Origin of the sequence: Youngiibacter multivorans (assembly GCF_017873395.1) — a bacterium.
GTDB classification, from domain to species: Bacteria; Bacillota; Clostridia; order Clostridiales; family Clostridiaceae; genus Youngiibacter; species Youngiibacter multivorans.
On record NZ_JAGGKC010000011.1, the window covers coordinates 86,526 to 108,472 of the forward strand.

The following is a 21,947-nucleotide window of genomic DNA, read 5'->3' on the forward strand; positions in this document are numbered from 1 at the left end:
ACCAATTATGAACCTTGTGTGAATGTCATCGCCGTCTATCCCAATCTTTGCTCCTGCTCTTGACAATCCTTGCACCAAAGGGCATCAGAGACAGCTTAGCCATCTTGAAGCTCTGTAATCCGAATGGTATTCCGATTATCGTAATGCAGAATGCCACCCCTATGAGCGCATTCAGTATGAACAGCTCGAAGCCTCCGAAGAATATCCAGATTATATTCAGGATTAGGCTTCCCAGTCCCACTCCGTCGAAGGATACATCCCTTCCGAACGGAAACAGCTGAAGGTCTGCCATCTTGAAACACTGAAGGCCTATAGGTATACCGATTATGGTAAGGCACCACAGGACTCCTACAACAAACCAGCCTATGGCAGGTATGAAGCCGCCGAAAATGATCCATATCAAATTGCCAAGAATACTCATGCAATCCACCCCCTCGACAACAATATATGGGATGAACATTGAAATCTGATTAACTTGAAGCCAAATGCCCCTTATTTTACCGGAGACTTTTCAGCGACAAGCACGTATGAGAGCGGAAGTCCTTTATCCTCAAGAGATGAGAACATGCCTCCGGCGATGTCCCTTTCATACTCCTTCAGCCTTACTGCATAAAGCCCGCTGTCTGACATGGCGTTTATTATGCTGCCTAAAGTATGCTGGAAGGACGTAAATGTTTTGGAAGAGTATTCCCTGCCCGTCATGTAGTTCATTCCGGAGTTGTCAACCCATGGCTCATCCTTGAAATATGAGTTCTTGATCCTGTTCGGTTCCTCTTCATCAAAGTTTTCTTCTCCCTTTACAGCAAGCAAGCCGCAGAACGGATGCATCTCATGTATGAAGAGCACGCCGTTCTCCTTTAGACAGGACGATATCTTCCTGAAGAAGGGATGGAGATCCCTGAACCAGGTCAGGGCTCCTATCGTAACAAGTCCATAGTCAAAGGAATCATTATGCTCATCCCCGATCTCAAGTATGTCAGTCTCGATAAAGAAGCATGGCAAACCAAGCTCATCTGCAAAGGAATTGGCAGCCTTCACCATGTTGGATGCAATGTCAAAGCCTGTACCCCTCTCAAGGCCGAGCTTCGAAAGGTTCAGAAGCTCCCTTCCATTGTTCGAACAGAACTGTGCAGCGGTCTTTCCCTTAAAATCGTACTTCTTCATTTCGAAAAGAAGCTCCGGATCAAGATATGGAAACTCTTCCTCACTAAGCCTTGCGATAAGGTCCCTGTCATAATCCTGCCTTCTGTTGTCATATGCCTCTTCCCAGGCTTCCTTGTTTTTACCCCTGTAGTCCATGGTGCACCTTCCTCTAGGATTTCGTAATTCGATTATACCGCCACAAGGAGGCAAATTCCCCATTCTCTCTTAAATTTACAGAAAATGCACAAAAAAAAAACAGGAGCAGGATGTTCATCCTGCTCCATGCTCCGAAATTACTTAACTTCTACTGAAGCTCCAACTTCTGTAAGCTTAGCCTTCATAGCCTCAGCCTCGTCCTTTGTAGCGCCTTCCTTAACTGGCTTTGGTGCTCCATCAACGAGTTCCTTAGCTTCCTTGAGTCCAAGTCCTGTAAGCTCTCTTACAACCTTGATAACCTTGATCTTCTCAGATCCTGCTGCTGTAAGGATTACGTCGAACTCAGTCTTCTCCTCAACTACAGCTGCCTCAGCAACTGCTCCTGCTGCTGCAACTGGTGCTGCTGCGGATACTCCGAACTCCTCTTCACATGCCTTTACGAGCTCGTTAAGCTCGAGAACTGTCATTTCCTTGATTGCTGCAATTATTTCTTCCCTTGATATTGCCATTATTGACACCTCCGTGTTTATTCGAAAAATTTGTTTGTCAGGCCGTTAGCCCGACCATCTGGTTACTCAGCCGAAACCGCGCCCTTGCTCTCAGCAACTGCATTGAGCATGTATACAAGGTTCGACAATGGGGATTTGATGCTTCCGAGGAACTTTCCGATGAGGATTTCCTTGGATGGGATTGTAGCGAGCATCTTTACGCCGTCCGCATCAAGTACGGATCCGTCTACATATGCCGCCTTGAGCTCAAGCTTCTTGCTTTCCTTAGCGAAGTCGCTGAGGAGCTTTGCTGCCAAAGTCTCGTTCTCATAGCCGAAAGCTATTGAAACCGGTCCTTCAAGATACGGATCAAGTCCTTCGATGTTAAGGGACTTAGCCGCCCTTGCAACAAGAGTGTTCTTATAGACCTTGTAGTCTATACCTGAATCTCTCAGCTTCTTTCTGAGAGCTGTATCCTGCTCGACAGTTATTCCCTGATATGTTACAAGGACAACTGATTTCGCCTTTCCAAGCTTCTCGGCAATCTCATTGACTTTGACTTCCTTGACCTGCTTGTTCTTGTTCACTGTGTGTCCACCTCCTTACAGCATTGAAACTGCAATCTCGTAAATAAGAAAGGTCTTTCCGCAGACGGAAAGACCTTTTGAAATCAATCTTCAAAGTCCTCGGTCGGATTTATGGGAATTTCCCTACCTACTGTCTACGGAATGGCTATTCATTTCTTTAACGGTAGTATATTACCATCTTCGCCGTGACTTTGTCAACAGTTTTTAGTCAAGAACCTTTACAGGATTTATCTTTACTCCAGGTCCCATTGTTGAGGAAACTGAAACTGACTTTATGTACTGTCCCTTCGCTGCAGCGGGCTTTGCCTTTACAACGGCTTCCATCAGGGCCTTGAAGTTCTGTCCGAGCTTCTCGTTCCCGAAGGACTTCTTTCCGATTGGAACGTGGATTATAGCAGTCTTGTCGACTCTGTACTCCACCTTACCGGCCTTGATATCAGATAATGCCTTAGCTACATCAAATGTTACTGTTCCAGACTTCGGGTTCGGCATGAGACCCTTTGGTCCAAGAACTCTTCCGAGCCTACCCACGACTCCCATCATATCCGGAGTTGCTACAACAACTTCGAAGTCGAACCAGTTCTCCTTCTGAATCTTGTCGAGGTACTCCTCAGCTCCAACATAGTCTGCTCCTGCATCTATAGCTTCCTGTGCCTTTGCTCCCTTTGCGAAAACAAGAACCCTTACGGTCTTTCCTGTTCCGTTTGGAAGGACAACTGCGCCTCTGACCTGCTGGTCAGCGTGTCTTGGATCTACTCCAAGCTTTACGTGAAGCTCTATTGTCTCGTCAAATTTAGCCTTTGCTGTCTTTATAGCGAGGTCAAGTGCCTCACCAGGTGTGTAAAGTGCCTGCCTGTCTATGAGCTTGGCGCTTTCTACATAATTCTTTCCCATCTTAATTTTGCCTCCTTCGTGGTTTTAACGGTTTTTACCTCCCACCTGTTCCGGTAAGATTATTCAACGATAGTAACGCCCATGCTCCTTGCTGTGCCTTCGATCATGCTCATCGCAGTCTCTATGGTTGCAGCGTTAAGGTCAGGCATCTTAGTTTCTGCGATCTGCCTCACTTGTTCCTTGGTGAGCTTTGCCACCTTGGTCTTGTTTGGAACTCCTGAACCACTTTCGATTCCAACAGCCTTCTTTATGAGGACTGCTGCAGGTGGTGTCTTGAGTATGAAGCTGAATGATCTGTCCTGGTAGACAGTGATAACGACAGGTATGATATATCCTACCTTGTCAGCTGTCCTAGCGTTGAATTCCTTACAGAATCCCATGATGTTGACACCGTGCTGTCCAAGTGCTGGTCCAACCGGTGGTGCTGGAGTAGCCTTTCCTGCTGGGAGCTGTAACTTGATCATTCCCGTAACTTTCTTTGCCATGAGTTTTTTCCTCCTATACTGTGGTAGAATGCGGACCTTTGGTCCTCCCACTTATTAAGACCCGCAGGTCAAAAAAGCTTAGTAGATTTTCTCGATCTGGTTGAATTCGAGCTCTGCCGGAGTTGACCTTCCGAACATTTCGATTTCGACCTTGACCTTCTTCTTGTCCTTGTTGATTTCCCTGATAGTAGCCGGGAAACCCTTGAATGGCGCAGTAGTTATCCTGACGCTCTCGCCCACTGCAAGGTCTATCTTCGGGGTAGCTTCCACTATTCCCATTGACTTTACCTCTTCGTTCGTTAGCGGAACAGGATTGTTTGACTTTGCGCCGACGAAGCCGGTGACTCCCCTGGTGTTTCTTACTATATACCAGGATTCTTCGGTCATGACCATCTTCACCAGGACATAGCCTGGGAATTTCTTCTTGAGGACGACCTTTTCCTTGTCATCCTTGCGTTCGATGACTTCTTCCATAGGAACTTCAACACCCTGCAAAAGATGACCTAGGTTTCTGTTTTCGATTGCCTTTTCAAGGTTGACCTTCACCTTGTTCTCATAACCCGAGTATGTATGAACAACATACCATCTTGCCTTTTCTTCCATAGAAAATGCGGAGCAGGATGGATATCCGCCCCTTTCCTCCTTCCTTGATTCAAACTTAAATGTTCAAAAGGAAATTTGTCAGGAGATTCTCAAAAAGGAGATCTGATACAGCGATCAAGACCATATAAATGGTGCATATGACCACTACTGCAGTCAAGGCCTTTTTGACTTCCTCCTGGGAGGGCCAGGTTATCCTCTTGAATTCTCTTTTGACTTCCTTTAGGAAGTTCAAAAATCCTTTGTCGTTAGAAGCCATGAAATTCACATCCTTAGTCCAGCTTACTTAGTTTCTTTATGAACCGTATGCTTGTGGCAGAACTTGCAGTACTTGCTCATCTCGAGTCTTTCGGGATTGTTCTTCTTGTTCTTCATAGTGTCATAGTTTCTCTGCTTGCACTCTGTGCATGCCAAAGTCATCCTAACTCTCACCTTTGTGCACCTCCGTACCTCATATATTTTGAACATGATAATAGACCCCGTGGGTAGGGTATTACTAAGTTACTTTATCACATAGGGTATTCCCTGTCAACGAAAAAATACTCGTAATCAAGCACAAATTCATCGCCGCAAATTCAGTCATAGCCCAAATGCACGGCTAAATCCACGCAAAAAGGACCGGATAAACCGGTCCTTAAATCTCTTATGCCTTTATTGTGGTAACGACGCCTGAACCTACGGTCCTTCCGCCTTCCCTTATAGCAAACCTGAGTCCCTCATCCATTGCGATCGGTGTGATCAGCTCAACATTCATGTCGATGTGGTCTCCAGGCATTACCATTTCCATTCCGTCAGGCAGCTTTATGCTTCCTGTTACGTCTGTGGTTCTGAAGTAGAACTGTGGCCTGTATCCGTCAAAGAACGGTGTATGCCTTCCGCCTTCTTCTTTCTTAAGTACGTATACCTGTCCTACGAACTTTGTGTGTGGCTTTACTGTTCCTGGCTTTGCAAGAACCTGGCCTCTTTCGATTTCAGATCTCTGTACTCCTCTAAGCAGTGCTCCTATGTTGTCGCCTGCCTGTGCGGAATCAAGAAGCTTTCTGAACATCTCCACGCCTGTGCAGACGGTCTTCTTCTTCTCCTCTGAAAGTCCTACTATCTCAACTTCGTCGCCTACCTTGAGTATTCCGCTCTCAACTCTTCCTGTTGCAACGGTTCCTCTTCCTGTGATCGTGAATACGTCCTCTACAGGCATAAGGAATGGCTTCTCTACGTTTCTTACCGGTGTAGGTATGTAGCTGTCTACTGCATCCATGAGGTCATTGATGCACTTTGTTGCTACTGGATCATCTGGGTTCTCAAGTGCCTTGAGTGCTGATCCTGCTATGATCGGTGTGTCATCGCCAGGGAAATCGTACTCGTCAAGCAGCTCTCTTACTTCCATCTCTACAAGCTCAAGAAGCTCTGCGTCATCTACCATGTCTGCCTTGTTGAGGAATACTACTATGTAGTTAACTCCAACTCTTGACGCAAGGAGTATGTGCTCCCTTGTCTGTGGCATCGGGCCGTCTGCTGCTGATACGACTAGGATCGCTCCGTCCATCTGTGCAGCTCCTGTGATCATGTTCTTGACATAGTCAGCATGGCCTGGGCAGTCAACATGCGCATAGTGCCTGTTGTCGGTCTCATACTCAACGTGTGCCGTGTTGATTGTGATTCCTCTTTCCTTTTCCTCTGGTGCCTTGTCTATCTCGTCATACTTTGTTGCCTGTGCAAATCCCTTCTTTGACAGTACTGTCGTTATTGCCGCTGTAAGGGTGGTCTTGCCGTGGTCGACGTGACCTATGGTTCCGATATTTACATGAGGCTTGTTTCTCTCGAATTTTGCTTTTGCCATTCTTTGTTGATCCTCCTTGATATAAATACTTTTTTATTGCCGATTTCAGTTCCTCAATCAACGCATCCTGGTGTTCTCACACCCGACACCCGATTGAAATTTGGAGCCCATAAGCGGGATTGAACCGCTGACCTCCACCTTACCAAGGTGACGCTCTACCGACTGAGCTATATGGGCAATTCGTTTACCTAGTAAATATTACTAGAATCGATTGCCCTTGTCAATACAAAATCTGAATTCCAGGAGCTTCCAATAAGCTCATCTGGCTCTGCTCCTCGACAGCTTCCTCCTGATCCTTTGGATTGCATTGTCTATGGCCTTTTCTTCCTTGCCTAGGCTCAATGCAATTCCCAGATAACTCACCCCTGAAAGGTACTGGTTCAGAACCTTCAGTTCGAATTCAGACAGGCTCGACCCAATCTCTGAGTTCATTTCAGTTATGTTCTCGAGGCTTATGAACATGTCTTCAGGGTTGTCATTCACGGAAAATGGAATCATCTCGATAAGCGGCTTATCCCCCTCATCGCTGCCTGAAGGCTTGCTTAGCGACACATAGGTGTTGAGGGGTATGTGCTTTTGTCTTGTGGCTGTCTTGATTGCAGTCATAATCTGCCTTTTTATGCACATCTCCGCAAAAGTCCTGAAGGAGGCCTGCTTTTCCGAATTGTAGTCCCTGACAGCTTCATAAAGCCCGATCAGACCTTCCTGCTGGATGTCGTCATTGTCCGCACCAACGAGGAAATAGCCCCTGGCCTTGTTCCGGACCAGAGGATAGTACTTTTCCGTTATAAAATCGGAGGCAGCTTTGTCGCCCTTTTGTGCAAGAACTACAATTTCTTCATCAGGCATGGAACTGAATTGGCGTGTACCTGTCGTCTCCCACAAAGGAAAGCCCTCCTTTACCGCTGTTACCAAGATTATAGGCTTCAAATCCGTTCAAAGTCAAGGAAATCAGCCATCCCGGCGCATCTTCTCAAGCTTTTCGAGAGCACCCTCGTCGACTCTTTCTGCAAGCGTATGTCTGACTTTGTCCGAAAGCTCCCTTGTCTTTTCCCTGATGCTTCTTTCCGCTTCCCTGTATTCAGCCCTGAACTCCTTTGAGCTCATCCTGGTTGCGCCTCTCCCGAATATTATCTGCTGCTCAAGGGAGTCAGAGGTCACAACAAGAACCTCCACTCGCTTGCCTATCTGGTCCACGCTGTGCTCAATGAATGCATCCGCCGTTTCCCCGTCCCTGGTAAATACGACCTCGACCCTATCGAAGCTATCCCTTTTTTCACTTCCGCCAGCCACTCTGTGCGCATCGAAGACCACCACGACCCTGGAATCATAGAAGCTCCCGTAATTGACCATGAACTCAATAAGCTTCTCCCTGGCAATCCCAAATTCAAGGTCCTTAAGCTCCTGCCAGGAGTTAATCACATTGTATCCATCTATGAAAACAGTCCGCATATCAGGCTTCACCTCTCAAATTCCTTATATATACAAGTATACAGGCCGTTTCTTAAAAAACAGCCTGTATACAAAATCATTATTCTTTTAAACCTAGTCCTCTATCGGCAGCCTCTGCACCATGACTTCGTACATCAGGATTCCTGCCGCTACAGATGCATTAAGCGAATTAATCTTTCCGACCATCGGGATTGATACTAAGCTGTCGCACTTCTCCTTGAGCAGCCTTGAAATGCCCTTTCCTTCGTTTCCGATAATGAGAGCCACTCCTCCTGAAAAGTCGGTTGCAAAGCTTGCTGAGTCTCCGTCCATGTCTGCTCCGTAGACGAATATACCGGCTTCCTTGAGCTCGTCGACCTCTCTGGCAAGGTTAGATACCTTGGCGATGAGCATGTGGTTCACAGCTCCAGCTGAAGTCTTGTAGACGGTGCTGTTCACAGAAGCGCTCCTCCTCTTGGGTATTATCACTCCATGGACACCTGATAGCTCGGCAGTCCTTATGATAGACCCAAGGTTATGTGGATCCTCGATTTCATCAAGCACAAGGATAAATGGCTTTTCGCCCTTCTCTGCAGCCTTGTCAAGGATGTCCTTGACCTCAGAATATCTGTATGGGGTCACATATGCGATGACTCCCTGATGGGACTCTCCCTGGCTTAAATTATCAAGCTTCCTTCTGTCCACCTCGATTACAGGAATTCCCTTTTCCTTGGCGATTGGTATTATCTTGTTTATTGACCCCGATGTATCACCTGAGGCGACAAGTATCTTCTCAACTGTCAGCTTCGAATCAAGAACCTCAAGCACAGCATTCCTGCCTGCCACGATATTCTCGTTTATCTCGACTTCGACTGCCGGCTTTCTATCTGCAAAAGGCTTTCGTTCAGCAGCAGGCTTTCTTTCTGAAGCAGGCTTCCTGTCCTCCGCCTGGCGCTTTTCAACCGGCTTTCTTGCTGCATCCCTGACCTGTGTCTCACTTTTGGCACCCTTCTTCTTCGTCCTGTCGAAGTTAAGTCCGTCTCTTTTAGCCATTGCCGTTCACTCCTTTCATATCTTCCTTCATATCTTCTTTCCGTTCCTCTATAGCTTTCGCTGAAAGCTCCATTATCTCCAGAAGTCTTTCCTCTTCGCCGATAAGGAACAGGTATCCTATCAGGGCCTCGAATCCCGTTGCCCTTCTGTAATCAATCACTTTTGCATTCTTGGGCACGGTCATTGACTTCATGTTCCGGCCCCTCTTGAATATGTAAGCTTCCTCTTCACTGAGTCCGCTTTCAATCACTTCCATTATATAGCTTTGGTTTGCGGCTTTTACATACCTGATGGCCTCAAGGTGAAGCTTATGGGGAAGGCTTGCTGTTCCTCTTAGGATTATCCTTTCCCTGACAAAGTTCTCGAATGTCGAGTCCCCTATAAAAGCAAGAATAAGCGGATTAAGATTTATAGCGTCCTTCTTTTCCATCACTCTGTCCTTTCAGTCCTTCATTAATACAACAATAGCAATCCTTAATGCAAAAAACAAGGGACCTGGAATTCCAGACCCCTGTTTCGTAAATTCTTACTTTGAGTAGTACTCGACTATGAGCTGCTCGTTGATCACTATAGGAAGCTCTTCCCTCTGTGGATCTCTTACAAGCTTAGCCTTCCAGTTCTCTACATCTTTCTCGATGTATCCCAGCGGTGAAGCTGTGATTGTGTTGAAGTTGTCAACGAAGAGCTGTGTCTTCCTTGACTTCTCCCTGAGCTCAACTACATCTCCTGCAGTAAGTCCATAGGAAGGAATGTCTATCTTCTTTCCATTTATCAGGAAGTGTCCGTGATTTACCATCTGCCTTGCCTGTCTTATGGAATTAGCGAATCCCATCCTGTATACCATATTGTCAAGTCTCTTCTCAAGAAGTATGAGAAGTGCAGGTCCTGGCTGCTCCTTGGACTTCATCGCCTTATCTACGTACCTTACGAACTGCTTCTCAAGAACGTTGTAGTATGCTCTGAGTCTCTGCTTTTCGAGAAGCTGAACTCCATACTCGGAAAGCTTCTTGTCCGCCCTGCCTGTGCCCTTCTTCGCCCTGTTCATCGCCTTCGGATGTCCTACGACGTTAAGTCCGAGCCTTCTTGCCGCCTTGAAACGTGGTCCCATCATTTTTGCCATCTTTGATCTTTACCTCCAAAATAAATACTTGCCGCGGTATTTTTTCCTTTTGGATAGCCATCATTTATTCTATACCCGCCACTTGCTATTGTCAATTTCTTTTTGTAATTAAACCCTATTGTTTATATTTGTCATTTCAATTGGTTCTGTAGGCTAATCCGCTCCCGAAGCACCCTTGCTCTTCAGCATCTTCTCCAGACCCTCTGAAATCACCACTTCGCCTTCCATTGTAACCCAGTAGGCATAAGTATCCGGGATTGTCGCGATCAGCTTCTTGCCTTCTTCAATGTCCATAAGGAACACTGTAGTAGACAGGAAGTCAGCAACTCCCGAATTAGGAGTGATTATCGAAACAGCCTTGAAGTAGTCTCCGGGCATAAGAGTTGTTGGATCAATGAGATGATGGTACTTCTTCTCATCAACTATGTAGTACCTCTGATAGTCGCCTGAACTGACAACACAGAGATTGTTCAGGAATACAGTATCCAAAGTTGCATCTTCACCGACTATGGATTCATCAGGATTCTGTATCCCGACTCCCCATCTGTCCCTGATGTTGTCCAGCGGCTTATCAAGAGCCTTCACATTTCCGCCTGCACTTAGGATGAGTGATGTGAATCCCTTGGTCCTCATGTCCTCGCCTATCATTTCAGTTGCATAGCCTTTCGCAACAGCTCCGACATCAAGCCTCATCTCAGGGTCCTCAAGATATACCGTGGAATTCGCTTCATCTATAATTACCTTGGTTATATCCACATGCTCCATGGCTGCCTTAAGCTCGTCCATAGGAGGAAGCTTGGCATTCATGGGATCATCCATGCCTTCATTCCTGTAATCTGACCAGATCGAAAGCATTGCTCCAAGGGCAATGTTAGTCCTTCCACCCGTCTTGTCGTACCATTCCTTCGCGAACTTCAGCATGTCGATTATCTTCTTGTCAACCTTCACAGGTTCTTTGCCTGCATTGTCATTTATCGTCTTCAGGTTACTTATCCCCGCATAGGTGTTGTATATGTCATAGAGCCTGTGATATTCACCGAACTGAGTCCGGATATCTTCATAGTATTCGTTGAATTCCTCTTCAGTTTCAGTATATCCGATGACAGTTATTACAGTATCGAACGCATCAAAGAAGGTATCCGAATATTTAGTATATGATACAGTGGGTTCTGGCTCTTTTTCACCACACCCGGTAAAAATTCCTGCTGCAATGAATACTGTCATGAGTGCGATAACTAACCTGCGCATATATCCTCCTCCTCGTCTTTGCAAAGCGAGCTTTGCCCACGAGTCCAATTCCTTTTAATACCGGTATATCATACCATACACCGCTTCAGAGTATATCTGAAAAAACTTAAAAAACCTTGAAAAATCCCGCCCTGAGAAACCTCAGGGCGGGATTCTATTGCTTATTAAAAATTATTTTGCTTTTTCAGCCGCTTCCTTGAATGCATCAAGGTATCCCTGTACTGATACAGTTACAGATGTCTTAAGGTCTGCTGCGTCTGCCTTGCCTTCAACAAGCTTCATTCCAGTTACATCAGCAACTGACTTTCCAACTGTCCAAGCTGCAAGTGCGTTAGCCTGCTCAAACCACTCTTTGCCTATCTTTGAAGCTGCCTTCATGTTGTATGCAGTTCCAAGTTCCTGCTTTGACTTAACAACTGCAGTCTTGTCGGAAGTTACCTTTCCGTCTACATCGTAAGCAACCTTAGTCTGTGCTACGTCGATAACTGTTCCTGCAACCTTTCCGTCCTTGTCAAGTGCTGTAACTACGATAGTTGTGTCAACCTGTGCGGTTGCTCCCTTATCTGCGTCTTCGCCCTTTGACTTAGCTATGGAAACGCCCTGTCCAAGTCCGAGCTTTACAGCTCCAGCCTTAACTTCCTGTGCGTTAGCGTATGCCTTCTCAAGTCCCTTTATGTAGTCTTCTACAGTAATGGTAACAAGTGAAGTAAGCTCTGGTACGTCTGGAACGTTCTTGTGGTTGTCATCCTTGACCTTAACCTTGAGTGCCTTGACTTCAGCTACAGTCTTTCCGACCATCCATTCGCCAAGTGCTCCAGCCTGCTCAAACCACTCTTTGCCTATAGTAGTAGCTGCCTTCATTCCATAGTCGTTTCCAAGCTCAAGCTTAGTCTTGATTGGAGCTGCTACGTCGGAAGTAAGCTTCATGTCCTTGTCGTAAACAACCTTAGTCTGTGCGTTGTCGATGATTACGGAAAGAACCTTTCCGTCCTTGTCGAACGCTGCTGCGACCATGACTGAATCAACCTGTGCTGTAGCACCCTTCTCAGGATCTACATCCTTCGACTTTGCTATTGATGTTACTATTCCAAGACCTATCTTGGCAAATCCTGTTGCTGCAGGTGTAGTTGGTGCTGCAGTCGGTGCCGCTGTTGGTGCTGTGGTTGGTGTAGTTGGTGTCTTTGCTCCGCATCCGGCAAGTACGCCAAGTGCGAGAACTGCTGACAAAACGATTGATATTGTCTTTTTCATGTTTCCCTGACCTCCAAATGGTTTTTTGTTTTACAAGTCAATTTTAATATATTGTTAAGTATTCGACAAGCGATTTTGTGAAAGTTATGATATTCACAATAAACTCCCGGCTAAAAACAGAGTTACTCATTTTAAACCGAAGATAACTCCCATTTTGTTAACCGTTTTCTTTAAATATGCCTGATTTAGGAACATGTCGAACGTTTTCATTTATTATTTATTTATAATTCGTTCATTTATTCTGACAACTTCACCATAAACATTGTGTTTTATTTGTACATGTTTGAGTTAACAGCCATCAAAAAGTAATGCCTGTAACAAATTTGTAACATATGTCAGTAAATCAGTTCGATAAACTAATATATCAACAGTAAAGCAGGTGACCTGACTTTTAGTCGTTTTATTTTTCCACATTGTTAAATGTAATCAAATCAAAAAGCAGAAAAACCGGAAGCATCTGATATAGCAGATCAATCAAGCCTCCGGTTTCCTATATTGCTATTTCCTTATCGACCATCTTACTCCCTGCGGAGTATCCTCTAGTACTATCCCTTTGGCAGAGAGCTCATCCCTGATGCTGTCAGAAAGCTTGAAGTTCTTTTCCTTCCTCGCCTGCTGCCTTTTCTCAATCAGCTCCTCTACCTCTTTCTCGAGGGATCCGCCGACTTCGTTCTGCATTATTCCTATTGGCTTTCCAAGCTCGCGGAGAACCGAAATCGCATGCTCTATGGTTCCCTTTCCGGAAGTCTCATCGATGCTTGTGTTGATTTCCTTTATAAGCTCAAATATTACGGATATCGCATCTGCAGTATTGAAGTCATCATCCATCTTCTCGATGTACCTGGACTTGTAGGAATCTATCATCTCAATTATTTTCTGGTCAGTTCCCTCAGCCGCTGATGCAAGGAATCCGTTCATCCTGGTGAGAGCATTGTACATCCTCTCAAGTGATGCCTTGGCCGAATCAAGAAGCTCCATGGTAAAGTTTATCTGGGTCCTGTAATGTCCGGACAGCATGAAGAGCCTTACAACTTCGTTATCGTATTTCTCAAGTATCTCCCTTGCAGTGAAGAAGTTGTTCAGGGACTTGCTCATCTTCTTGTTGTCCACATTGACGAATGCGCCATGCAGCCAGTATCTTGCAAATGTCTTTCCTGTCCTTGATTCCGACTGTGCTATCTCATTCTCATGATGAGGGAAGACAAGGTCGGTTCCACCCGCATGAATGTCTATGGTTTCGCCAAGAAGGTCGTATGCCATGCATGAGCACTCAATGTGCCATCCAGGCCTGCCGGGTCCCCAGGGACTTTCCCATGAAGGTTCTCCTGGCTTAGCAGCCTTCCAGAGTGCAAAGTCCATCGGATCCTTCTTCCTCTCGTCAATCTCGATCCTTGCACCGGACATCAGGTCATCAAGATTCTGTCCTGAGAGCTTGCCGTATTCATTGAACCTGATTGTAGAGAAATATACGTCTCCGTCTGTCTCATAGGCATAGCCCTTAGAAATGAGCTCTGATATGAACTTTACCATTTCGCTGATATATCCGGTTGCCCTCGGATTCACCGTAGCTCTCTTGATCTTAAGGGCATCAGCATCCTTGTAGTACTCCGTGATGTATTTGTCCCCGAGCTCCTTGACTGTTATACCCGTATCATTTGCCTTCCTTATCATCTTGTCGTCTATATCGGTGAAGTTCTGAACGAACTTGACCTCGAATCCCCTGTACTCAAGGTATTTCCTTATAGTGTCGAATATGATGAAGGTCCTTGCGTTGCCGATGTGGAACAGGTTGTAGACAGTAGGTCCGCAGACATACATCCTTACCTTTCCCTCTTCAATCGGCACGAATTCCTCTTTCTTCCTGGTTAGGGTGTTGTATACCTTCACCGCAATCACTCCTCGCATTTTACTGAATATCATTTTATCATCTATACCCTGAGAATTTCCACCAATTCATCAAAGTTAACAGGCGTTATTTCGCCGCTTCTGGCCTTGTACTCAAAAAGCCCTGCTTCCAGCCTGTCTCCGACAATTACCCGATGTCTTACTGACATCAGGTCGCAGTCGAAGAGCTTGGAGCCCATTCTCTGATTCCGCAGGTCCAGGAGAACCCTTACACCTTTGCCAAGCAGTTTCTCATAGAGGTCAATTGCATTCTTTACGAGCTCCTCATTTCTGGCATCAGACGGAATCACAGCAGCCTCAAATGGAGCAAGGCTATCCGGAAGCATCACGCCCTTCTCATCTGAAAATTCCGAAGCTATGGCAAGCATAAGGCGGTGAAGGTTCAGGTACCCGAACTGGACCTGTGAATAATGGGGTCGTCCATTTTCACCAGGCGTCCTCATGCTTTCTCTCAGTGTCCTCGTTCTTCCAATGACATGACCCTTTACATATTTCCCTGACCTTGCAAAATCCCCCGGCTCTCCGGTAAAATCACGCCCGGGAACCACGCTTGAAAGATGGTACCCTGTTCTGTTGGCGCCTGCCAAATATCCTTTACCACTTACCACACCATGATGGACAAGGACCTTAACATCCTTAAGCCCCACTGGTCCTGAAAAACCAACATCAGCCAAAGTCAACCGCCTTATGTCAGACTCAGCCATAGGCTTAAGTGATGAATCGGTAATATCCAGGTATGAGCTGACCTTTTCAATGTCCACCTCATTGTCACCCGGAATCACAACAGCTACGTGGCAGTCTCCATGTGTCAGAAGAACTGTCTTAAGAATATCCTTGCCGCTGCAGGAGAAGAATTCCTTTAGCGCGGCAATCGTCCTGATGTCAGGGGTTTCCACAAGCTCAGCCTTATCGCTGCTGCCAGCTTCTGGTTTAGCAGGCTCAGGACCTTCGATGCATACAAGCTCGGCTCCTGCACCTTCACTTTCATGGACGATAATTCCCTCGTGCCTCATTCCCTTAAGGCCAAGCCTCTCAAGACATTCATCAATTGCAGCCCCGACAGCATCCTCTGAAGCCCCCGAAAAAAGAAATGACATGACAGGATATGACGGGGATGACCACAGGGAATCTGTTGCCCTATGTCCGAACATGACATCTGAGATGCTGAAAATCCCTGTTGGCAGATCCCTGTATGACCTCACATCGCTAGCCAGGTACTCAGTCATGGATTCCTTCATCCCTCTGATTCCGAAGCAGCCTGGAACAGATATCCTTTTCGCTCCGTTCACTTCCATTGCATCCGACAGGGCTTCCCTGATATTTTCAATCAGCATGGTTCCCAGCGTTGTATATATGCAGCCTCCTGAGGAGCCTCTGAGAAATCCGCCTCTGTACAGGAGGGTCTCTTCCACTCCTTTATATGTCCCATCATCCTTTGACGTCCTTGCTGACAGTTCCTCTATCCTCATAATGAACCACCCTTTAAAGAATTTCTCTCCTTCTTTCTTTTCATCGCAACTATTACAGACCTGGCCAGAAGGTACAGGAGAACCAGAATCCACTGCACTATGGCAAACTCCGAGGCGATATCGGCTCCCAGCATACCGAAGACCGGAGTGAAGCTGTATACGCCTTGCGTGATTATCTTGGCTATGGATGCATAACCTATTATTGCAGTCTTACCATAGCCTGCCAGAACAGCACCAAGTATAACAGCTTCATCCGGCATGACAGGGAGTATGAAGAGTACCAGCACAAGGGATGCATGATGTCTTCCCGCCGCTTTCCGGAACCTTTCCACATGCTTCAGGCTTACTATCCTGTCTATCAGGGCATCCTTGAAATAGGATGCCAGAAAGGTCATCGCTGTTATTCCGGTCATAGTACCAAGATATCCAAGCAAAAATGCAGTCCATGGACCGAAAATCGTACTTCCAGCCATAGTTGTCACAGCCTCCGGAGTAGGCATGAAAAGGGGCTGTATTACATTGACTAGGAAATATGTCCAGAGACCTATTTCAGGATTCATCCTGAAATAGGCTTCAAGGTCCGATTCAGATGCAAAAACAGCAAATCTGAAGATAAGGAATGCCAGAACCGAGAACATAAGAACAAGAGACATATATGCCAGTGCAACAAGTGCTGCAAGCGCATGGCTCCGCCTGCCAGAATGCCTCGATACCAGGAAGATCGCAAGTACAATCATGATTATCCCGGTGAAGCCTGCCTTCCAGTACCAGACCATTGGAAAACCTATAAGATATATCATCAAAATGCTAAAAGCGGTAAAAAACAAGGCCATCAGGAGCTTCATACCCTCTGTGGCTTCCTTTATCGACCTGTAAATACCCTTTTTATCCTTAGATTCTTCATTCGCCATGTCAAAATCCCACCCTTGCATAGTATAAGTATACCCCCTGCAGCCAGTTTAGACCACCAGGATTGTTATTGCTTACTGCCATTAAGACTATTGAGGCAGTCACTCCATACTCATTTATAATCCGGAATAGCAAAAAAAATCATGCAAAATAATGAACCCCCAAAGGGGGTTCCGGAACTCACATTGATTATACTGCTTCTGTCTTTGCCTTCGCCGGGAACCAATGTTTTGTGCTGTTCGCGATCTTTACAAGCACCAGCATCACCGGCACCTCTGTAAGCACACCTACGACTGTCGCAAGAGCTGCGGGGGACTCGGTACCGAACAGGGCGATCGCCACAGCAACAGCAAGCTCGAAGAAGTTTGAGGCTCCTATCATTCCAGCCGGCGCTGCAACATCATGGGAAAGCTTAAGCTTTTTAGCTGCAAGGTACGCAATGAAGAATATGAGGAATGTCTGGATTATAAGAGGAACTGCAATAAGTGCTATGTGTGTGGGATTCTGAAGTATTACCTCTCCCTGGAATGAAAATAGCAGTATCAGAGTAAGGAGAAGTCCTGCTGTAGTCGCATGGTCGAATTTCTTGACGAATACATCATCAAAGTACTCCTGCCCGTATTTGTTCACCACGTGTATCCTTGTAAGCATTCCACCTGCAAGAGGAATTACAACAAATAGTATTACCGAGATGAACAGTGTCTCCCAGGGTACTGTAATGTTGCTGACTCCAAGAAGGAACTTCACTATCGGAACGAACAGAAGAAGTATTATGAGGTCATTGGTCGCGACTTGAACAACAGTGTACGCTGGATTTCCCCGTGTCAGCTGGCTCCAAACGAACACCATAGCTGTACAGGGCGCTGCTCCGAGTAGTATGGCACCTGCAAGGTAATTTGTGGCAAGGTCCTTTGGAATATAATTCTTGAATATTACAAAGAAGAACAGGTAAGCTATTGCATACATGGTGAATGGCTTGATGAGCCAGTTTACGACCCATGTCACATACAGTCCCTTTGGATTCTTGCCTACGTTCTTAATGCTCTTGAAGTCGACCTTCATCATCATCGGATATATCATTACCCAGATGAGTATCGCAACTGGAACTGAAACATTTGCATATTCGAATTTTCCAAGGAACTCAGGAACTGCCGGCAAAAATCTCCCGATCAGCACCCCGGCTGCCATGCAAAGCGCTACCCACACCGACAGATATTTCTGGAACGCACCCATATTAAGCTTCTCACCTTTAGACACTTTACTCCACCGTCCCATCCATATTGTTTTTCTTCATCTCAAGTGCATCATAAAAATCAACAAGATTCTTTGGCATCTCGTACTTTGGCTGTCCGAATGAAGAAAGCTTCTTCTTTCCTGAAGCTGCAGAAATTATCGCTTCGACTATGAGCTCCTTCGGTGCCTCAGTGAAGACTTCACCTCCGTACCTCCATACCCTGCAGTCAGTGCTCGTGCCGCAGATATCTCCGCAATCCGTGCAGCATGTCTCCTCAAGGCTTTCAGCAATATCAGAGCCATTGACCCTGATCGTAGGCGATGAGATGAACCTGAAGCCCTCTGCGGTCTTCCTGTCCGACATGTGGACCTTGCTTAAGCTTATGACATGGCCTGAACCTTCAAGCCTAAGCCTTGCCTCATCTACAGCATCCTCCACATTTGTCTCCGTGCCCATGCACCTGTTGCAGGTCTCATTGTCAAGATAAAGGTATTCAACTGAAATATTCATATTAATATTCCTCCATTCCAATATTCTAATTGCAGCTGCAGCTTGCAGATTCAGCAGTCTCCGGGATTCCGGCTGCTATGCCGTCAAGGATTGATGCGGCATTGGCGAAGCCTTCAGGGTCCAGCGCATAGTAGGTCCACTTCTTGTCCTTCCTTGCCACAACCAGTCCTGAATCCACAAGGATCTTCATGTGGTGCGACAGAGTCGACTGACCTACGGGTATCTCTTCAAGAAGGTTGCAGGCACAGTCCTCTCCTGTCTTCAGCTTCTCTATTATCATAAGTCTGTTCTCATCGCAAAGAGCCTTGAATATCCGGGCTGCATCCTTCAGATTATCTTCCATGAATTCACCTCATATCTAATTTCTTCGATATGTCTATTCTACTTCTCATATCGAAATCAGTCAATATGTATTTTTCTGGCAATAAAAGAGCTTTGCCATAAAGCAAAGCCCCTGATTCTTAAATCGCCACACATATTGTATTCTTTTCATTCTACAAGTATCTGTCCCATCATGCCGTTATCCTCATGCTCCAGGATATGGCAATGATACATGAATACACCAATTTTCCTGAACCTTATGAGTATCCTGACTTCTTCACCCGCGTTCACGAAAACAGTGTCCTTGTAGCCACTTTCCTCTGGACCTGGCTCTCTTCCATTCCTCGAAAGAATCCTGAACTGAACCCCATGCACATGAAATGGATGACCGCCAGACTGCATCATGCCTACCGGATTCCTGATCACCCATACCTCGGATTCATTCAGCCTTAACTCTTCATCGATCCTGTCCATATCAAAGGACTTCCCGTTTATCGTACCGCTGATACCCATGCTCTGAAGCTCGAAATGTCTTACATTAAGACCAGTTTGCGCCTCTGGCTCTCCGACCTCCGCAAGCCTTTCCGGCACAGCCCCGTTTTTCTTAAGGTCAGAACCTATCCTTAATTCCAGAACATTACTGTTTCCTGTAACAAGCTGAAGCGTCTTGCCTCCCTTACCCTTGAAGTCTGCAACTATTTCAGCCCTTTCACCAGGTGCAAGCATGACCTCATCCGTTTCGTAGGGTTCCTCAAGCAGACCTCCATCTGACGCGATCATATGGAAACTGCTGCCATCGCTCAAGGCAAAGGTGAAGTTTTCCGAATTCGACCCATTGAGTATCCTCATCCTGAGTCTTTCAGCCGTTACCTCATAGAACGGCCCGATACCGCCATTTACCAGAAGAGTATCTCCGGGAATGACTCCCATCATGTTGACCCTGTAGGCAAGGGTGCCATCAGAATTGAAGCTTCTGTCCTGAACAATTAAAGGTATATCGTCAACACCATATTCATCTGGCAGACCGAGACTGTCTGAAACCTCATCATCGATATAAATAAGACCTGCAAGCCCGAAATAGACCTGATCTGAGGTATTTCCCATCAGATGAGGATGGTACCACAAGGTTGCTGCGCTCTGGTCGACAGTAAACACAGGTGCCCACCTTTCTCCCGGTTGTATCCCATGGTGAGGTCCGCCATCATCTTCACCGTCTACTATCAGCCCGTGCCAGTGGACGGTCGTTGCCTCAGGCAGCTCATTAGCGACATTCATCTCGACCTTCTCGCCGCGCCTCAGCCTGATCACCGGACCAAGATAGGTTCCGTTGTAGCCTAAAGTGTCTGCTTCCTTTCCATCTATGAAGGATGTCTTCCCTTTTTCCACCACTATCTCGAAAAGTGCGCTCTCAGGAGACGGGTCATAGTCATGGAGAACAGCAGGTATCTTAAGTCTGTTTCCGTCTTCTGCTGCTGGTCCGTCAGCCTTTGGAAAAAAATTCAGGAAAAGCACATACGAAATAGCCAAAAAAATTACAATTGACGCCGCCAGGGCTGCGTAAAGGCCATATCCAGCTCTTTTTTCAGCCATACAAACCGCCTCCTCAGCTAGTTCCATCTAGTATCATAATTGTATAACCAAGTTGTGAGCATGCTATGAAGGTTTGGTATATTTTTACGAAAATGACCCGGAACAAAAGTTCACGGGTCATTTCGTACTTTCTTATATTATCTCCTATCTCAGGTTTTAAAAATCACTCTTCCCATCCTCGTGTCCTCTCAACAGCCTTCTTCCATTTTGAAACCAGTGCATCCCTGACCGGCTGGGTCATTTTAGGCTCAAAAGAATTCACTGCATCCCACTTCCCCTTGACCTCAGCTTCATCCTTCCAGAAACCTACGCCTATACCTGCAAGGTATGCTGCTCCCAGTGCAGTGGTTTCCCTTATTGCAGGTCTGATGACTGTCCTGTCCAGAATATCCGCCTGGAACTGCATTAGGAATTTGTTGGATGAAGCTCCTCCGTCTACCTTAAGGCTGCCAAGGGTTATCCCTGCGTCCTTCTCCATTGCCTCCAGCACGTCTCTAGTCTGATAAGCTATAGATTCAAGCGCCGCCCTTATTATATGGTATCTGTTTGAGCCTCTTGTCAGTCCAAATATTGCTCCTCTTGCATACTGGTCCCAGTATGGAGCTCCGAGGCCTACGAATGCCGGAACAATATACACTCCACCATTGTCGGGCACCTTGCCTGCGAAATACTCTGTATCCCTGGAGTCATGTACAAGCATGAGCTCGTCCCTGAGCCATTGGACTATTGCTCCACCAACGAATATTGAGCCTTCAAGGGCATATTTGACGTCATTTCCCGACGTCGCCGCTATGGTAGTCAGAAGGCCGTTCTCCGACAGCTTCATCTCAGTGCCTATGTTGAGGAGAAGGAAGCAACCCGTGCCATAGGTGTTCTTTGCCTCTCCCGCTTCAAAGCAGGTCTGGCCGTAAAGCGCCGCTTGCTGGTCTCCGGCAATTCCAGAAATTGGAACCATTACCCCCCCAATATTGGTCTCTCCGTATACACCCGAGGATTTCCTGACTTCTGGCAGCATCGAACGTGGTATTCCAAGCTCATAAAGAAGCCTTTCATCCCATTTAAGCTCGCGAATGTTATAAAGCATTGTTCTTGAGGCATTTGTTTGGTCTGTGGCGTGGACTCTTCCGGCTGTCAGCTTCCAAAGCAGCCAGGTATCGACAGTTCCGAAAAGCAGCTCTCCGTTTTCAGCCTTTTCCCTTGCACCTTCCACATTTTCAAGGATCCACCTTATCTTGGTACCAGAAAAATACGCATCCACCGGAAGCCCTGTGGTTTCCCTGACGTATGGCTCAAGCCCCCTTGCCTTGAGTTCATCGCACATACCCGCAGTCCTCCTGCACTGCCATACAATGGCATTGTACACAGGCCTTCCAGTCAACTTTTCCCAGACTATCGTAGTCTCCCTCTGGTTGGTAATGCCGATTGCCGCAATTTCCTCTGCTGTTATCCCGGCCTTCGCCATTATTTCGGTGAGCACGCTGTACTGTGATGACCAGATTTCCATCGGGTCATGCTCAACCCATCCCTCCTTCGGATAGAACTGGGTGAATTCCTTCTGGGCGACAGCTATCACGGACTGCTCCTTGTCGAAGGCTATAGCCCTTGAGCTTGTGGTTCCCTGATCCAGTGCTATGACATACTTCTTCATAAAAATTCTCCTACGAATTCATTGGGTCGTGTTCCGGAAATCCGATCGATAAATCGAATACTCCTACG

General features: G+C 46.4%; 25 protein-coding genes, 1 tRNA gene and 1 other annotated feature. All 26 genes read right to left on the reverse strand.

Translation table 11 applies throughout. The annotated features are described in order from the left end of the window. Positions 1 to 25: 25 nt before the first annotated feature. Positions 26 to 421, reverse strand: coding sequence for a YccF domain-containing protein (locus J2Z34_RS08065; protein WP_209459349.1), 396 nt, complete (start codon positions 419 to 421; stop codon positions 26 to 28). A gap of 71 nt (positions 422 to 492) precedes the next feature. Further along, complete coding sequence (locus tag J2Z34_RS08070) at positions 493 to 1,299, reverse strand: class I SAM-dependent methyltransferase (RefSeq protein ID WP_209459350.1); 807 nt, start codon at positions 1,297 to 1,299, stop codon at positions 493 to 495. Positions 1,300 to 1,436: 137 nt separating this feature from the next. Then, the gene (gene rplL, locus J2Z34_RS08075; protein ID WP_209459379.1) at positions 1,437 to 1,802 is read right to left on the reverse strand and encodes a 50S ribosomal protein L7/L12; all 366 of its coding nucleotides are present in this window, start codon (positions 1,800 to 1,802) and stop codon (positions 1,437 to 1,439) included. Between the two features lie 68 nt (positions 1,803 to 1,870). After that, complete coding sequence (gene rplJ / locus J2Z34_RS08080; RefSeq protein ID WP_209459351.1) at positions 1,871 to 2,374, reverse strand: 50S ribosomal protein L10; 504 nt, start codon at positions 2,372 to 2,374, stop codon at positions 1,871 to 1,873. Between the two features lie 36 nt (positions 2,375 to 2,410). Beyond that, positions 2,411 to 2,532: a sequence feature (ribosomal protein L10 leader region), on the reverse strand. Positions 2,533 to 2,578: 46 nt separating this feature from the next. Continuing rightward, positions 2,579 to 3,268 (reverse strand): 50S ribosomal protein L1, encoded by a 690-nt coding sequence (gene rplA, locus J2Z34_RS08085; RefSeq protein ID WP_209459352.1) that lies wholly within the window; start codon positions 3,266 to 3,268, stop codon positions 2,579 to 2,581. A gap of 59 nt (positions 3,269 to 3,327) precedes the next feature. Continuing rightward, entirely contained in the window at positions 3,328 to 3,753 is a 426-nt protein-coding gene (gene rplK, locus J2Z34_RS08090) for a 50S ribosomal protein L11 (protein WP_209459353.1), read from the reverse strand. A 78-nt stretch (positions 3,754 to 3,831) separates the two neighbouring features. Then, complete coding sequence (gene nusG, locus J2Z34_RS08095; protein ID WP_209459354.1) at positions 3,832 to 4,356, reverse strand: transcription termination/antitermination protein NusG; 525 nt, start codon at positions 4,354 to 4,356, stop codon at positions 3,832 to 3,834. A 55-nt stretch (positions 4,357 to 4,411) separates the two neighbouring features. Next, positions 4,412 to 4,612, reverse strand: coding sequence for a preprotein translocase subunit SecE (secE, locus tag J2Z34_RS08100; protein ID WP_209459355.1), 201 nt, complete (start codon positions 4,610 to 4,612; stop codon positions 4,412 to 4,414). 23 nt (positions 4,613 to 4,635) lie between these two features. Continuing rightward, a complete protein-coding gene (gene rpmG, locus J2Z34_RS08105; protein ID WP_023388441.1) occupies positions 4,636 to 4,785 on the reverse strand; it encodes a 50S ribosomal protein L33 in 150 nt (49 codons plus the stop codon). A 211-nt stretch (positions 4,786 to 4,996) separates the two neighbouring features. Then, positions 4,997 to 6,190 carry an elongation factor Tu gene (gene tuf, locus J2Z34_RS08110; RefSeq protein ID WP_209459344.1) on the reverse strand — a complete coding sequence of 398 codons (1,194 nt, stop codon included), beginning with the start codon at positions 6,188 to 6,190 and terminating at the stop codon, positions 4,997 to 4,999. 101 nt (positions 6,191 to 6,291) lie between these two features. Further along, positions 6,292 to 6,367 (reverse strand) — tRNA-Thr (locus J2Z34_RS08115). Positions 6,368 to 6,448: 81 nt separating this feature from the next. Beyond that, entirely contained in the window at positions 6,449 to 7,075 is a 627-nt protein-coding gene (gene sigH, locus J2Z34_RS08120; RefSeq protein ID WP_280922313.1) for an RNA polymerase sporulation sigma factor SigH, read from the reverse strand. A 66-nt stretch (positions 7,076 to 7,141) separates the two neighbouring features. Then, positions 7,142 to 7,642, reverse strand: coding sequence for an NYN domain-containing protein (locus tag J2Z34_RS08125; RefSeq protein ID WP_209459356.1), 501 nt, complete (start codon positions 7,640 to 7,642; stop codon positions 7,142 to 7,144). Positions 7,643 to 7,735: 93 nt separating this feature from the next. Then, positions 7,736 to 8,674 carry a 23S rRNA (guanosine(2251)-2'-O)-methyltransferase RlmB gene (rlmB, locus tag J2Z34_RS08130; protein WP_209459357.1) on the reverse strand — a complete coding sequence of 313 codons (939 nt, stop codon included), beginning with the start codon at positions 8,672 to 8,674 and terminating at the stop codon, positions 7,736 to 7,738. Continuing rightward, positions 8,667 to 9,104 carry a Mini-ribonuclease 3 gene (locus J2Z34_RS08135; RefSeq protein WP_209459358.1) on the reverse strand — a complete coding sequence of 146 codons (438 nt, stop codon included), beginning with the start codon at positions 9,102 to 9,104 and terminating at the stop codon, positions 8,667 to 8,669. Before J2Z34_RS08135 ends, rlmB begins: the two co-directional genes overlap by 8 nt. Before the next feature lie 96 nt (positions 9,105 to 9,200). Further along, positions 9,201 to 9,794, reverse strand: a complete 594-nt coding sequence (gene rpsD, locus J2Z34_RS08140; protein ID WP_209459359.1) for a 30S ribosomal protein S4 — start codon at positions 9,792 to 9,794, stop codon at positions 9,201 to 9,203. Between the two features lie 153 nt (positions 9,795 to 9,947). Then, on the reverse strand, positions 9,948 to 11,042 hold the full coding sequence (locus tag J2Z34_RS08145) for an FAD:protein FMN transferase (RefSeq protein ID WP_209459360.1): 1,095 nt from the start codon (positions 11,040 to 11,042) through the stop codon (positions 9,948 to 9,950). A gap of 171 nt (positions 11,043 to 11,213) precedes the next feature. Continuing rightward, a complete protein-coding gene (locus J2Z34_RS08150) occupies positions 11,214 to 12,293 on the reverse strand; it encodes a hypothetical protein (RefSeq protein ID WP_209459361.1) in 1,080 nt (359 codons plus the stop codon). A gap of 498 nt (positions 12,294 to 12,791) precedes the next feature. Beyond that, complete coding sequence (gene cysS / locus J2Z34_RS08155) at positions 12,792 to 14,180, reverse strand: cysteine--tRNA ligase (protein WP_209459381.1); 1,389 nt, start codon at positions 14,178 to 14,180, stop codon at positions 12,792 to 12,794. A 41-nt stretch (positions 14,181 to 14,221) separates the two neighbouring features. Beyond that, positions 14,222 to 15,667 (reverse strand): YbaK/EbsC family protein, encoded by a 1,446-nt coding sequence (locus tag J2Z34_RS08160; RefSeq protein ID WP_209459362.1) that lies wholly within the window; start codon positions 15,665 to 15,667, stop codon positions 14,222 to 14,224. Further along, a complete protein-coding gene (locus tag J2Z34_RS08165; protein ID WP_209459363.1) occupies positions 15,664 to 16,578 on the reverse strand; it encodes a TVP38/TMEM64 family protein in 915 nt (304 codons plus the stop codon). Before J2Z34_RS08165 ends, J2Z34_RS08160 begins: the two co-directional genes overlap by 4 nt. 187 nt (positions 16,579 to 16,765) lie before the next feature. After that, positions 16,766 to 17,809, reverse strand: a complete 1,044-nt coding sequence (gene arsB, locus J2Z34_RS08170; protein ID WP_425348041.1) for an ACR3 family arsenite efflux transporter — start codon at positions 17,807 to 17,809, stop codon at positions 16,766 to 16,768. A gap of 25 nt (positions 17,810 to 17,834) precedes the next feature. Next, positions 17,835 to 18,320, reverse strand: a complete 486-nt coding sequence (locus J2Z34_RS08175) for a DUF2703 domain-containing protein (RefSeq protein WP_209459365.1) — start codon at positions 18,318 to 18,320, stop codon at positions 17,835 to 17,837. Positions 18,321 to 18,345: 25 nt separating this feature from the next. Next, complete coding sequence (locus tag J2Z34_RS08180; protein ID WP_209459366.1) at positions 18,346 to 18,663, reverse strand: ArsR/SmtB family transcription factor; 318 nt, start codon at positions 18,661 to 18,663, stop codon at positions 18,346 to 18,348. A gap of 146 nt (positions 18,664 to 18,809) precedes the next feature. Continuing rightward, on the reverse strand, positions 18,810 to 20,231 hold the full coding sequence (locus J2Z34_RS08185; protein ID WP_209459367.1) for a multicopper oxidase family protein: 1,422 nt from the start codon (positions 20,229 to 20,231) through the stop codon (positions 18,810 to 18,812). Between the two features lie 163 nt (positions 20,232 to 20,394). Then, the gene (gene glpK / locus J2Z34_RS08190) at positions 20,395 to 21,879 is read right to left on the reverse strand and encodes a glycerol kinase GlpK (protein ID WP_209459368.1); all 1,485 of its coding nucleotides are present in this window, start codon (positions 21,877 to 21,879) and stop codon (positions 20,395 to 20,397) included. Between the last annotated feature and the right edge of the window lie 68 nt (positions 21,880 to 21,947).

Coding starts and splice junctions, on each gene's coding strand:
- arsB (WP_425348041.1), bottom strand. CDS start 17,809: ATGGGTGCGTTCCAGAAATATCTGTCGGTGTGGGTAGCGCTTTGCATG.
- rplA (WP_209459352.1), bottom strand. CDS start 3,268: ATGGGAAAGAATTATGTAGAAAGCGCCAAGCTCATAGACAGGCAGGCA.
- rplK (WP_209459353.1), bottom strand. CDS start 3,753: ATGGCAAAGAAAGTTACGGGAATGATCAAGTTACAGCTCCCAGCAGGA.
- rpsD (WP_209459359.1), bottom strand. CDS start 9,794: ATGGCAAAAATGATGGGACCACGTTTCAAGGCGGCAAGAAGGCTCGGA.
- nusG (WP_209459354.1), bottom strand. CDS start 4,356: ATGGAAGAAAAGGCAAGATGGTATGTTGTTCATACATACTCGGGTTAT.
- J2Z34_RS08145 (WP_209459360.1), bottom strand. CDS start 11,042: ATGCGCAGGTTAGTTATCGCACTCATGACAGTATTCATTGCAGCAGGA.
- J2Z34_RS08135 (WP_209459358.1), bottom strand. CDS start 9,104: ATGGAAAAGAAGGACGCTATAAATCTTAATCCGCTTATTCTTGCTTTT.
- glpK (WP_209459368.1), bottom strand. CDS start 21,879: ATGAAGAAGTATGTCATAGCACTGGATCAGGGAACCACAAGCTCAAGG.
- J2Z34_RS08150 (WP_209459361.1), bottom strand. CDS start 12,293: ATGAAAAAGACAATATCAATCGTTTTGTCAGCAGTTCTCGCACTTGGC.
- rlmB (WP_209459357.1), bottom strand. CDS start 8,674: ATGGCTAAAAGAGACGGACTTAACTTCGACAGGACGAAGAAGAAGGGT.
- J2Z34_RS08070 (WP_209459350.1), bottom strand. CDS start 1,299: ATGGACTACAGGGGTAAAAACAAGGAAGCCTGGGAAGAGGCATATGAC.
- J2Z34_RS08165 (WP_209459363.1), bottom strand. CDS start 16,578: ATGGCGAATGAAGAATCTAAGGATAAAAAGGGTATTTACAGGTCGATA.
- J2Z34_RS08125 (WP_209459356.1), bottom strand. CDS start 7,642: ATGCGGACTGTTTTCATAGATGGATACAATGTGATTAACTCCTGGCAG.
- J2Z34_RS08185 (WP_209459367.1), bottom strand. CDS start 20,231: ATGGCTGAAAAAAGAGCTGGATATGGCCTTTACGCAGCCCTGGCGGCG.
- J2Z34_RS08175 (WP_209459365.1), bottom strand. CDS start 18,320: ATGAATATTTCAGTTGAATACCTTTATCTTGACAATGAGACCTGCAAC.
- tuf (WP_209459344.1), bottom strand. CDS start 6,190: ATGGCAAAAGCAAAATTCGAGAGAAACAAGCCTCATGTAAATATCGGA.
- J2Z34_RS08160 (WP_209459362.1), bottom strand. CDS start 15,667: ATGAGGATAGAGGAACTGTCAGCAAGGACGTCAAAGGATGATGGGACA.
- J2Z34_RS08065 (WP_209459349.1), bottom strand. CDS start 421: ATGAGTATTCTTGGCAATTTGATATGGATCATTTTCGGCGGCTTCATA.
- secE (WP_209459355.1), bottom strand. CDS start 4,612: ATGGCTTCTAACGACAAAGGATTTTTGAACTTCCTAAAGGAAGTCAAA.
- J2Z34_RS08180 (WP_209459366.1), bottom strand. CDS start 18,663: ATGGAAGATAATCTGAAGGATGCAGCCCGGATATTCAAGGCTCTTTGC.